The following is a 12798-nucleotide window of genomic DNA, read 5'->3' on the forward strand; positions in this document are numbered from 1 at the left end:
AGCCTCCCATTTCTTATGTCCAAGAAATGGGAGGCAGTTCACATGCGGGTGGCTTTTTTGGTGACTAGTTATAGGAGCGGTTCTGCGAAGAGAGCTTACCTGTGAGCTGGGACTACTGTGGCAAAATCCAGGTAGGAAGACCATCAGAGAAGATACGTGCGAGGGGGTATGCCTCTTCAACAGTCAGTGTTGCAACAACGTGATAAGGGCCCTCTGCTGATGCATCAAATACCAGCGCAAGGGGTTTCTCGCCATCAGAGGTAGGAAGCGCAAGGTAGACGCAGTGCCTGGATGGATTGTAGAGCTCAACGGCCATGCGCCATCCATGTTTTGCTGCTCGCAGGGCGTTTTGCACCAGAGGCGAGTCGTCATCAAATCCGCACTCGGGATCAAAGAGCAGAGGCGCGGCACCTGGAACGGGAAGCGAAAAGTCAGCGTCAGTATGCATGAGCTGCTGCTCGTTCTTTCTGTAGACGTACGCTGCGGAAAGGCAAGCTTGCGCTGCCTGCAACGAGGGCGCGTCGCTCAGATAGGTGGTGCTAAGCGCATTCCAATCGGAGACAGGAGCCTCGTTCATGACCACGTCAACAGGGTTTATGGACAGCTGCTTTTCTGCGGCGGGCAGTTTCTCCCATGAAGCGATACCAGACTTAGGCAGACCGCGAAGCACGTCAACTGCCTGATCCTGCAGCTCACTTGCAGAAACGCTAAGCTCCAAGAGCGTCCAAGGACGCAGAGCTCCGCGTTTTGACTTGCGGATAGTAGCGGTAATTACCTCGTCTGTCTGCGGTTTCTTGTAACGCGTGTTAAACGTAAACGTGCCGCCCTTGGAAATGAGCGCGCGAGAAGACACTGCAAGTTTGAAGTCTTCCTCCAGCTGCTTGAGGACGTTGGCGTCAACGGGAGCCATCTGATACAAAATGCCGAGAAGCTCGTTGTTGACGTGGAGGTCTTCCTCAAAATCGGCTGGGTATGTTGGGGCAGGGGCAGGAGCTTCATTCTGATTGATTACCTGCGTAGAAGTTTGGGATTCAGAAGCTGTAATGCTAGAGGCAGAACTTGTTGCACTCATTGCCTGCTGCAATACTGAAGGAGCAGCTTCAAGCGTCTTCTCTTCATCGGAGCCGTCGTAGGGGTTATAGGTTACGGTAAGCGAGATGGTTGGCTCAGGCACTACAGGTTCGGGCACTGTCGGCTCAGCAGTTTTAGACTCTGGAGCTGGCGTTTCGGTCTCGTCAGGTTCTGGAGATGCGTCATCAGCGGTTCCAGCGGGCTCTGGAGTGACATCATCGGCAGATTCTTGCTGGAAGTCTTCTTCAGGCGCCTCTGCACAAGGCGTTGCTACAACAGGTGTCCCAGCAGCAGATTCCTCTGTGACTAGTGCTGTTTCTGCAGCTGACAGTTCCTCCGAGCTCTCCGTGACAGGTAGCTCCTCTGGCTCCGTCAACTCTTCCTGTGCAGGAAGCTCCTCAACTTCAGGTTCCGCTTCAACTACTAGGTGCTTTGGCTTGAGTGCGCGAATGGACTTTGCTCCACGGCGGCGTTTCCATGGTTTACCGTTGCTTTGGGGCTCGACGTTTTTCTCGCCAGCTACAAGGGCAGCCTCAAAGATGTCAAAAGTCAAAAGCGTTGCGTAGACGTAACCCTTTTTGAAGGCTGTGATCTTAATGAAATCGGGGCACGCCTCCATGAGAGCGCGGATGTCGTCAAAGCCAAAATCCTGCGGTGCAAGGTCGTCTTCAATGAGCACGCCCTCAACGGTAGAGAGGGGAGTCTGCTTAGAGACGCCAATGGTTGCTTTGAGTAGTTTATACAGGTAGAGAGCGTGTTCTTGTTTTATAACAGCCATGATGCTCCTGAGATAGTAGTTAGTGGACTACATACTACTCGATTTTGAACAGACAAAGATACTGATTACGCACAGAAAGTCGCAATACGTAGCGAAAAAGCGAGAACTGGACTGATAGAATAAAGCTAGATTGAAGGGAGCTTACATGATTGGTCGTTTTATTAAGAGAGCTGCAGTTAGAGCTGCAGGTTTAGCAATTACTCAGTATGCCGCAAAGGCAGCACTTCAATCCGAGGCTGGAAGAAAGCTGCTTGCTACAACGGCTTCTAAGGCTGCTAACTTAGCAGGTAATATCGCAAAAGAGCAGCTTACAGCTGGGTTTAATGCTCATATTAGGCCAGCACTGCCAAACGGCGATGCTATTCAGTCATCAGTCGCTCGTGCTCAGTCTGCGCTTCGTTCGGCTCAGACTTCAGTTTTGGCTGCTCAGGCCCAGCTTCAGTCTAATCTAGAGAATCGTTTTTCTCGCCCAAAGAACAAGCTTTCAAAGCAGCTTGCAAGCACTGCAGAGTCGCTTGAAGAGATGGGGGAGACCCTGGCCGAGCACCAGGATGCTGCCGCAGATATCGCAGTTGCAGATGTTGTTGAGGAAATTGCTGCTCAAAATGAACAGGATTCTGACGCTTTGTTAGCCTCTACCAAAAAACGCAAGACGCTCAGAAACGTTGCAATTGCTGGTGGCGTTGTGGCTGGTGCTGCTCTTGGTTTGGCTGCATACGGTGCTTATTCCATTGCTCCACGCAAGCAAAATGATCGCCTGCTCCTGGAGCGTTGGCATGAGATTGCTCGTCATCGCTATGCTCACCGTGGTCTCTACAACAACGAGGCGGGCATTCCAGAGAACTCCCTACTTGCTTTCCGCGCAGCTGTCGAGAAGGGCTTTGGCTCCGAGGTTGATGTTCACCTGACGGCAGACAACAAGCTGGTTGTTGTTCACGATTCAGCGCTTGATCGCCTCTGTGGCGTACAGAAGATTGTTGAGGAGTCCACGCTGGAGGAGCTTCGTGGTCTTAGGCTTCTTGCTACCGACGAGCAGATTCCAACATTTGAGGAAGTTCTTGAGGTTTATGCGTGGAGTGGCTCCGGTGAGCTGCCTGCACCTTTGATTATTGAGGCTAAGACACGCAACAATAACGCTGAGCAGCTGACAGAAAAGATTATGCAGGCTCTTGATCTTCGTCCCGTTCGTGCATGCATCGAGAGCTTTGACCCTCGCGTTTTGCAGTGGCTACGTCAGAACCGTCCTGAGATGCTTCGTGGCCAGCTCTCAGAGAATTTCCTGGTTGACCGTCAGACTAAGCACATGAACATTGCTACACGAGCTGGCGCTACAGCTCTCTTTGGTAATTCTGTTGGTCGTCCAGACTTCATTTCTTACAAGTTTGAAGATCGCAAGAACCCCTTTGTTAAGCTGGCTTGCAATACCATGGGTGCACACCTGATTACCTGGACCGTTAGGAACGAGGAGGACATGATTGCCTCCGAGCTTGAAGGTGCGCCTGTCATCTTTGAGGGATTTATCCCAACCCCTGCGTCGCTGATTAACTAGTTTTCTACTTAGCGAGAAGAACGTTTGGCTTAAACTACGGCCAAAATTTATAGGTTTATCTGGGACTCCACGGGTTTCTCGCCCGTGGAGTTTCTTGTGAAAAGTTCTTTAAAATTGTCGTATGAATATATGTACATATATCAATTTAAGGAGTAGACTAGGCGTAACAACAATCCAAGGAGGAGCTATGGGCTCAAAGACAAAGGTGAAGATTGCTCGCATTGTCTGTTCTGCTGTTTTGCTAGGTATTGCTTACGCGGTTGAGCACGCATTTGACCTGCAACTTTGGCAGGCACTGTTGCTTTACTTGTTGCCTTACGCTGTTGCGGGATACGATGTTGTTCTAGAAGCATGGGAGAGCATCACTGAGGGTGAGTGCTTTAACGAAGACTTGCTCATGACCATTGCTACTGTTGGTGCCTTGCTCATTGGCTTTGTGCCTAACGGTTCTCCTATGTTTGATGAGGCCGTCTTTGTCATGCTGTTCTTCCAGGTAGGAGAAGTGTTTGAACACCTTGCTTCCGATAACAGCAAGAAATCTATTGCCAAGCTTATGGATATCCGTCCTGACAGCGCAACGGTTGAACGTGACGGACAGCTGCTTACTATCTCTCCAGAAAAAGTTGGGCTAGGAGAGATTATTGTGGTCAAACCCGGCGACCGTGTCCCTGTTGACGCAGAGATCGTCGAGGGTTCTACCAGTCTTGATACCGTTGCTCTTACTGGTGAGAGCGTGCCTCGTGACGCAACGGTGGGAGACAATATTATCTCAGGCTGTGTAAACCTTTCTGGTGTGGTACGCGCCCGCGTTACTCACCTCTTTGAAGACTCTACTGCTTCCCGCATCATTAAGCTGGTAGAGAGCTCAAACCAAAACAAGTCCAAGAGCGAGAGTTTTATTCGTCGTTTTTCTCGCGTGTATACTCCAGCTGTTGTTTACGGTGCTATTGCGCTGGCATTTTTGCCACCACTGCTCTCGGGAGACTTTGTGGGCAACGCATCAATCTGGATTGTAAGAGCACTGACCTTCCTTATTGCATCTTGTCCGTGTGCGCTGGTAGTTTCCGTGCCACTGGCTTTCTTTGGCGGTATTGGCGCTGCTTCGAAGGAGGGCATCCTAATCAAGGGCTCTGCGTACATTGATATGCTTTCTACCCTTGATACCGTTGCATTTGACAAGACCGGTACGTTGACCGAGGGTGTCTTTGAGGTTCTGGCTGTTCATTCTCAGACCATTGGCGAGAAGGACCTTCTGCACCTAGCTTCTCAGGTTGAGATGCACTCCACGCACCCCATTGCTGCAGCTCTTCGTGCTGCCTATCCAAGTAAGGACGATGACTGTGTTATCACGGACATCAAAGAAATTGCTGGTCAGGGCATTTGCGCTAACGTGAATGGTAAGAGCGTTGCTGTTGGCAACAGCGCACTTATGGAGAGCGTAGGAGCTTCTTGGAAAGCGTGCGAGAACCACGGAACCATCATTCACGTGGCTGTTGATGGGACCTACATGGGCCACATTGTTATTTCTGACCGCGAACGAGCTGATGCTCCAGCAGCAATCGCTTCCCTCAAAAACGTTGGCGTTTCTAAGGTTGTTATGCTCACGGGCGATAAACGCGACGTTGCAGAAGAGATTGCAGCTCAGATGGGTATCACCGAGGTTCGCTCTGAGCTGCTTCCACAGGATAAGGTAGCTGCGGTCGAAGGCCTTCTCGCCCAAAAGACAGCTGGTAAGTCCCTTGCTTTTGTCGGTGACGGCATCAATGATGCACCCGTTCTTGCACGCGCTGATGTAGGCGTTGCTATGGGCGGTTTGGGGTCTGATGCTGCTATTGAGGCCGCCGACGTAGTTCTTATGGACGACAAGCTTTCTAAGCTCTCAAAGGCCGTAAAGATTGCTCGTCATACCTTGGGTATTGCAAAGCAAAATATTGTGTTTGCTATTGGCGTTAAGGTTTCTGTTTTGATTCTTGCAGCCTTTGGTTTGGCTCCCATGTGGCTAGCGGTCTTTGGAGACATAGGCGTTATGGTGCTTGCGGTTCTTAATTCCACTAGAGCTTTGAATATAAAGTCGATCAAGTAAAAGAGTCAGGGCTGCTGGCCTAAAAAAGAGCGCTCGCAAAGGAGCGCTCCTACAAAGGTTTTTTTGGCAAACGGCTGTTTCTACACAGAGCCAATTACAAATTACTGAGCCTTCTTACGAAGTCTACGAGCACGGTTTGCAAGATTGCGGACCGTGCTTTCCATTCCATGAGGAACGTAGGTTAGCGATTCTAAATCTTCTGGAAGGTAGTCAACAAGACTGACAGGCTCTGTGGGTGTGAAATCTGCTGGTACAGGACCCGGAGCAATTAGGTAGGCATGAACCTTAGCGCCCTGGGCGCCAAGTTTTTGTTCGTACTCACTGGGAACATCGTGAGGAAAATCTGTCTGTGCATCTCGCGTTTTCCAAATAAAGTTGTAACCAGCAACTCCAACTTGCTCAAGAGAAAAATCAAAAAGTGGCTGACTGTCCGTTTTAAGACGAACAACACCCTCTTTAGCCAAAACATTTCTATACTGCATAAGACGCTCAGCATCAGTGAGGCGCAACTTTGCCTGCCTGATTCGAGGAAATGGTGCAGGGAAGTTGAGGTAAATAACAGAGACTTCTTCTGGCGAGAAGTACTCATCTATCTTCATGCCGGTACCAGGAACTACGATGGCGTTAGGCACTCCAGCTTCATAAATTGTTTTAGCAGCATATGAAATACAGATAGGCTCTGTATCAATGGCTACAAAAAGCACGTTAGGATTTGCCTTAGCTTGAGCAGCAGTAAAAGATCCCTTGCCGCAGCCAAGGTCTACACGGACCTCAGAGAAGGGAACATGTCCTTGAGCAGTAATTGGCGCACACACAGAAGCCCACGTACCTCTCAAAGCCTCTGGATGAGGCTCAATGACGCTGGAATACGCCTCTAAGCGCTCTTCCAGAACAAAGTTTTTAGGCAAACGTGCATGTAGTGCGCGCAAAGTAACTCCTCAAAAGCAGGCAAAATCAGCGTTTCTTTACAGAAGCTGATCAAGCGTTTCTCCGTACGAAGGTAGGAATTCTGTCATAAAATCGCGCACTTCTGGAAGAGAATCTGCTAAATCTTCAACAACTCCACGAGTTGAGGCTTCAGCGGTAATAAATTCTGAGTTTCCAGACTGAGCCTCCTCAATACACTTAATAAGTGCCGCAATCTTATCTGCAGCTTTAATAAGCTTTCTAAGATAAACTTCACTCTCCGAAGCCTCAGTGCTGTGAGTGAGCACCTGAGCATAGGCATCTTGCAGGTCTTCTGGCAGTGTGGAGAGAATGGTTTTCTCGGCACGTGCCTCTACCTGATGATACGCATCTCTAATCTCTGAATTAGCATACTTTACCGGCGTGGGCATGTCTCCGGTGATAATCTCTGATGCATCGTGATACATACCAATAAGGGCTGCACGATCTGCGTCAAGATTTCTGTGATAGCGCACATTTGCAATAGTTGCGAGGCAGTGAGAAATAACGGCCACGTCAAGGGCGTGTTCAGCAAGGCTTTCTGATCGAGAATTGCGCATAAGCGACCAGCGCTCAATGTAGCGCATGCGAGAAATAAGTGCAAAAAAGCTAGACTGCGACGAAGAATTCTGAGACATTGCCCCTCCTTAATTTGTTTTCTCAACCTTACCACGGATACCGGACAAAAACTGTTTTGACACAACTATGCAATGTAGTCATAGCAAATATGAAGTAATCAAATACTTTAGATGTTTATATGAAATTATTGATATCTGAACATCCGTTCATGGGTATTTTTGCTCCGCTTACCGGCAACCATGGCTAACTTATTCCAAAGGAGTTAACCCGGGCTTACTATGCAAGTAAACCTCGTCCGTTTAAAAGAAGTGAGCGGACAACAAAGGAAGGATGGGAAACATGAGTAAGTATGCTTTTGTAGGCGGCAAGCTCGTTGACGGTACTGGCGCTGCTCCAGTTGAGGACTCCCTTGTCCTTATCGATGACGACAAGATTACCTATGCTGGTCCTCGTAAAGAGGTCCCAGAGGGATATGAGGTACGTGACGCATCTGGCCATACCGTAATGCCTGGTCTTGTTGATACACACCTGCACTTCTCCGGCAACCTGACCGACAACGATAACGACTGGGTTATCGAGTCCGTTGCTCAGAAGCAGGCATGCGCAGTCAAGCAGGCTTATGACGCTCTTACCCACGGCCTTACCACTGTCGTTGAGATTGGCCGTAATGGTATTGCTATCCGCGATCTCGTTAACATGGGCATTATGCAGGGTCCTCGTATCTTTGCTACCGGCCTTGGCCTTTGCCGCGTTGCTGGTCACGGTGACTCTCACCACCTGCCACTGCAGATTTCCAAGGACGGACACCCTTGGGGCGACCAGGTAGACGGTCCATGGGAGCTTCGTAAGGCAATCCGCCGTCGTCTCCGTGAAGAGCCTGACGGCATCAAGATCTGGGCAACCGGTGGCGGCATTTGGCGTTGGGACTCCGACCGTCTGCAGCTCTTCTGCACCGAGGAAATCAAGGCAATTGCTGACGAGTGCGCACTGGTAGGCATCCCTCTGTACGCTCACTCTTACAACAACTTTGACGCTGCATATGACTGCGTCCGCTTTGGTTGCAAGCAGCTCATTCACGGCTTTGAGCTAGACGAGCGCACCATGAAGCTTATGGCAGAGCAGGGAACATACTTCACCCCAACCATCGGCTTCCTGCCAACTTGGTACGGAACTTATCCACCAGACTGGACTCCAGAGCTTGACGCATTCCCAGGCGAGACTGTTGTCGAGAAGGGCCTTGCACGCACCTACGCTAACCTGCGTAAGGCTTATGACATGGGTATCACCATTACCATCGGCTCTGACTCCTTCAGCTTTGTCACTCCTTACGGCTACGTCACCATCGATGAGATGTATGACTTTGTCGAGAAGGTTGGCATCTCCATCCTTGATACTGTTGCAGCTGCTACTTACAACGGCGCAAAGATGCTGGGCAAGGAGAACGAGTTTGGTGCTGTCAAGGAAGGCCTCTCCGCTGATATCCTCGTAGTCAAGGGCGACGTTGCTAACAACATCCGCGACCTCACGCCTGAGAACATGGACGTCATCATGAAGGAAGGCAAGATTATTGATCGCGGCAGCTTCTAAGCTTCCTGTTCGATAATTTGTAACGCGAAGGTTGGGCCCTGACTCACTTAAGCGTCAGGGCCCACTTTTACAGGCAAGAAGTTTATTCTTTGATATAAAAGTTTGACATTTGAAGGAGCTCACTATGTCTGAACCAAAGCAGGTGAAAATTGTGCTGCTTACCGGCTATTTAGGCGCAGGTAAGACCACTATTTTGAACCACATTCTCTCTAACACTGAAGGTATTCACGCAGCAGTTATCGTCAATGATATTGGCGAGATTAACGTTGATGCTGGTCTTATTAAAGACGGCGGCTACGCTAAAGAAGGCGACGTTATTCCTCTCACTAACGGTTGCCTCTGCTGCACCCTTTCTAATGACTTGGCACTTCAGTTGGGTGATTTGGCCGATACCGAGGAGTTTGACTACATCATTATTGAGGCTTCGGGCATCTGCGAGCCAATCCCCATTACCTATAACATTTCTGCATTCTGCAATCAGAGCCAGCATGCAACTAATCACTCTCACCTCAACCTTGATAACATCGTCGCAGTTGTTGACTGTGCTCGCATGTTTGAGGAGTTCCACAACGGCGCCGATCTTCTCGACCCAGACATTGAAGAGGACGACATCGAGAACCTGCTTATTCAGCAGATTGAGTTCTGCTCTACGCTGGTGCTCAACAAGACCGATCTGGTTACTCCAGAGCAGCTCCACGAGCTCAAGGCGCTTGTTCGCGGCCTGCAGAAAGACGCCGTTATTGTTGAGGCGGTCAACGGTGACATTCCAATGAGCGAGCTTATCAATACGGGCCGTTTTGACTTTGACAAAGCCTACGCCTCCGCTGCCTGGATGGATGCAATGGAGCATCCTGAGGAGCACGAAGACCCAGAGGTTTTGGAGTACGAGATTACCACCTTTGTGTATCGCCGCCGTCAGCCATTTGACCTGGACAAACTTAACCAGTTTGTGGCTAGCTGGCCAAAGAATATCATCCGCGTCAAGGGTAGCATCTGGATTTCGCAAGACCCCGAGATGAGCTTTGTCTTTGAGCAGGCTGGCAAGCAGGTCCAGTTCTACGAGAATGGCATGTTCTACGCTTCGCTGCCAGAGGATGAGCGAGAAACCCTTCTTGACGAGAAACCCGAGCTACGCGCAGAATGGGATGATGAACTGGGCGATCGTCAAACTAAGCTGTGCTTCATTGGCCGTCATATGAACCATGAGGAAATTGAAGCCGGTCTGGATGCATGCCTTACCGAGTATGTTTCAGACGAGTTTGATTACTAGCGTTTTCAGCGCCAAGAGCTCCGGCGCTTGAGACGAGGGACCCAGTTTATCCGGGTCCCTTTTTTAGGTTAGAGGTGCCTAATGACCAAGATTGAGCAGCTTAAAGACTGGATTCAGTCGTCAGATAACATTGTTTTCTTTGGTGGCGCAGGCGTGTCAACGGAAAGCGGTATTCCTGATTTTAGGGGTACTAACGGTCTGTATCGCCAGGGCGGTATCAAAGTAGAAAACATGACCATTGGCCTGGGCCAAGACGGTTATGACATGGGAAAAGAAGCCTACGACCTGGGAAATGGCGTAACGGTTGACCCCGATAACGAGGAGTCTTTTGCCTACAGTAAGGCGCCAGACTTTACGCTTGAAGAGATCTTCTCGCTCGATGTGTTTTTAGATTACCCTGCAGCGTATTACACGTATTTTAGAAACTCTCATCATTTGGGGGAGGCTCAGCCAAACATTGCTCACAAGTGGCTGGCAGACTTGGAAGCTGCGGGAAAGTTGCGCGCGGTGGTGACGCAAAACATTGACGGACTACATCAAGCTGCTGGTAGCAAGCGTGTGTTTGAGCTCCACGGCAACGAGACGCGTTTTTATTGTCCCGAGTGCGGCCACACCTACACGCTTGATCAGATTGAAGAGCAGTCGTCTGTGGTGCCGCTCTGTCAATGCGGCGCAGTTATTAGGCCTGATATCGTCTTTTACGGAGAGGGCCTTGATATGGACACGGTCTACGGCGCGCTGAATGCTATCTCACAAGCGGAGGTTCTTGTGGTTGCAGGGAGTTCGCTGGTAGTACAGCCTGCCGCCGGTCTTCTCGACTACTACGAGGGCAACAAAATGGTCATTATCAACGACCAACCTACGCCGTACGATGGTCGCGCCAATCTGGTGATCAGAGACAGAATAGGCGCCGTCATAGAACAACTCCTGTAGAAAAACGCCTACCCGCAAAAACACAGGTAGGCGTTATCATTTCAATCAATGGCGAGAAACCCGACGCGCGAGAAACCCGACGCGCGAGAAACCCGACGCGCGAGAAACCCGCGCTAGTTGGCGGTTTCCTCGGCGAGCGTCTGAAGCGTTGCCATGAGAGATGGAACAACCTGTTTCTTACGGCTGACAACACCTGGAAGAACAGCAATGTTGCCATCAACCTTTACGTTAAAGGCGCGCTCGATGACATTGGCAGCATTTGCGCCGTAGAAGAGCATCTCGGTGACCTGGCTCTTTACGTCGGTGAACATGTAGAAGACCATTGGGAGCTCTTCGGACTTAGCAGCGGTCTCCAAGAATGGTCCAACAAGTTCCTCTGCAGCCTTGCGACTGGACTCGGTCATGAAGGATCCCTGGCCAACGCCAAACTTTACGCCGCCACGGCTGAATACCTTGTAGTCACCGTGGAAGACTTCTTCTGCAGTACGACCAGTGAGGTCTGCGCCAGCGTCAAACATTTGCTCAGAGTAAGCGTCAATGTCTTCTCCGCAAATCTCTGCAAGCTTTTTACCAGCAACAATATCGCGCTCGGTGCAGGTAGGGGAGCGGAATGCAAGGGTGTCGGAAAGAATTGCAGAGAGCATGAGGCCAGCAATATTCTTTGGAATCTCGATGCCGTACTCGTGGTAGAGGCCATAGATGATGGTGCAGGTGCAGCCAACAGGGACGTTTCTAAAGGTAATTGGGTTAGAAGTCTCAATGGAGCCGATGCGGTGGTGATCAACAATCTCCATGATCTCTGCCTGCTCAAGACCATCAACTGCCTGAGTGCGCTCGTTGTGGTCAACAAGAATGACATGCTTCTTGCGAGGGTTCAAAAGACCAGGACCGCTGATAAGACCTGCAAAGGTGCCATTCTCGTTGATAACAGGGAAGAAGCGGTGCCTTGAGTTGGTCATTTCCTTACGAGCATCATCAATTGCGGTGTTGACGCTGAACTTAAGGATGTCGTCAGTGAGCATCTTCTCACGGACAGGCATAGACATGATAAGCAGGCGAGCTACCTCAAAGGTATCGCGAGGAGTGCTGATAATAGCGCAATCACGCTTTTTAGCCAGGTCAATGACGTCCTGAGCAATTGGAGCATCGCAAGAGACAATAAGGCAGGAAGCGCCGTGCTCAACTGCGATAGTCTGGTTCTCATGGTTGCCAGCAACAACAATGATATCGCCAGCATCAACAATCTCTGAAAGGGCGGAAGCGCTGGTACCAACGCGAATATTGCCCTGCTTAACAACGCCCTGAGGATCACCAAGAACCATGGTGCCGCCAAGCGTAGAAACGATATTTTCATAGCTTGTCTTAGCCTTAGAGAGCAGGTTTGGCTCGGAAAGGCTCATGTTTGCATTTGCAATATCTTTAACGGCAATCAGGCCGGTAAGCTCTTCTTCCTCATCAGTAACGCAGAGTGTATCAAGCTTAACGTCCTGCATAAGCTGCCAAGCAGCATAGAGGCTCATTCCAGCATCAACTTTTGGCTGAGCTTGAATTTCTGCATCTTTAATTTGAGGAGTAACCGTAGTAATAAGCTGCGGCTCTTCAAAGCCAAAGTGATTTAGGACAAACGCAGTCTCACGGTTGAGTGAGCCAGCGCGACGAGCTTCATAGATAGGGTTATCAATCTGATTTTTGAGATACGCATAAGAAATTGCAGCACAAATGCTGTCTGTATCTGGGTTCAAATGGCCAATGATATTTACTTTACGAATTGCTTCTGCCATCTTCGCCTCCCTGGTAATGTCGATGATGTAACTTTCTAATTAGAACACACTTTAGTAAGCACATTTTGTTTCTTTTTTAATACCACCTTGTAGTGTACCCCTCTCTCTTTTTACTTAGAACAGAAAATCGCAGAAAAACAGCGGGCGTACCTGTGAATCTGGTAAATGTGTATAGGACAAATGACAATTCAAAAGTTGAAGGAAATTAGTACAATGAAATAG

Annotated in this window: 9 protein-coding genes; 5 read left to right on the forward strand and 4 right to left on the reverse strand. The window is 49.7% G+C overall.

What is annotated here, in order from left to right:
- Positions 1–112: 112 nt before the first annotated feature.
- Complete coding sequence (locus HMPREF1493_RS04950; RefSeq protein ID WP_035428290.1) at positions 113–1849, reverse strand: hypothetical protein; 1737 nt, start codon at positions 1847–1849, stop codon at positions 113–115.
- 145 nt (positions 1850–1994) lie between these two features.
- On the opposite strand from HMPREF1493_RS04950, the gene HMPREF1493_RS04955 reads away from it, so the two are divergent.
- The gene (locus tag HMPREF1493_RS04955) at positions 1995–3398 is read left to right on the forward strand and encodes a glycerophosphodiester phosphodiesterase (protein ID WP_035428292.1); all 1404 of its coding nucleotides are present in this window, start codon (positions 1995–1997) and stop codon (positions 3396–3398) included.
- Positions 3399–3585: 187 nt separating this feature from the next.
- Entirely contained in the window at positions 3586–5481 is a 1896-nt protein-coding gene (locus tag HMPREF1493_RS04960; RefSeq protein WP_035428294.1) for a heavy metal translocating P-type ATPase, read from the forward strand.
- A 101-nt stretch (positions 5482–5582) separates the two neighbouring features.
- Here the strand turns inward: HMPREF1493_RS04960 and trmB are convergent, their stop codons facing one another.
- Together trmB and yfbR are read right to left on the reverse strand one after the other, a co-directional pair.
- Positions 5583–6410, reverse strand: a complete 828-nt coding sequence (gene trmB, locus HMPREF1493_RS04965) for a tRNA (guanine(46)-N(7))-methyltransferase TrmB (RefSeq protein ID WP_035428296.1) — start codon at positions 6408–6410, stop codon at positions 5583–5585.
- 36 nt (positions 6411–6446) lie between these two features.
- Positions 6447–7064, reverse strand: a complete 618-nt coding sequence (gene yfbR / locus HMPREF1493_RS04970; RefSeq protein WP_035428298.1) for a 5'-deoxynucleotidase — start codon at positions 7062–7064, stop codon at positions 6447–6449.
- 280 nt (positions 7065–7344) lie between these two features.
- Here yfbR and HMPREF1493_RS04975 point away from each other — a divergent pair, with 280 nt between their 5' ends.
- From HMPREF1493_RS04975 to HMPREF1493_RS04985, 3 genes are all read left to right on the forward strand, one after another.
- Positions 7345–8592, forward strand: coding sequence for a metal-dependent hydrolase family protein (locus HMPREF1493_RS04975; RefSeq protein ID WP_081933327.1), 1248 nt, complete (start codon positions 7345–7347; stop codon positions 8590–8592).
- 124 nt (positions 8593–8716) lie between these two features.
- The gene (locus HMPREF1493_RS04980) at positions 8717–9862 is read left to right on the forward strand and encodes a CobW family GTP-binding protein (RefSeq protein WP_035428301.1); all 1146 of its coding nucleotides are present in this window, start codon (positions 8717–8719) and stop codon (positions 9860–9862) included.
- An 81-nt stretch (positions 9863–9943) separates the two neighbouring features.
- Positions 9944–10795 carry an NAD-dependent protein deacylase gene (locus HMPREF1493_RS04985; RefSeq protein WP_035428303.1) on the forward strand — a complete coding sequence of 284 codons (852 nt, stop codon included), beginning with the start codon at positions 9944–9946 and terminating at the stop codon, positions 10793–10795.
- Positions 10796–10908: 113 nt separating this feature from the next.
- Here the strand turns inward: HMPREF1493_RS04985 and HMPREF1493_RS04990 are convergent, their stop codons facing one another.
- Positions 10909–12576 (reverse strand): putative manganese-dependent inorganic diphosphatase, encoded by a 1668-nt coding sequence (locus HMPREF1493_RS04990; RefSeq protein WP_035428304.1) that lies wholly within the window; start codon positions 12574–12576, stop codon positions 10909–10911.
- Between the last annotated feature and the right edge of the window lie 222 nt (positions 12577–12798).

Source organism: Atopobium sp. ICM42b (genome assembly GCA_000564995.1).
GTDB lineage: Bacteria > Actinomycetota > Coriobacteriia > Coriobacteriales > Atopobiaceae > Lancefieldella.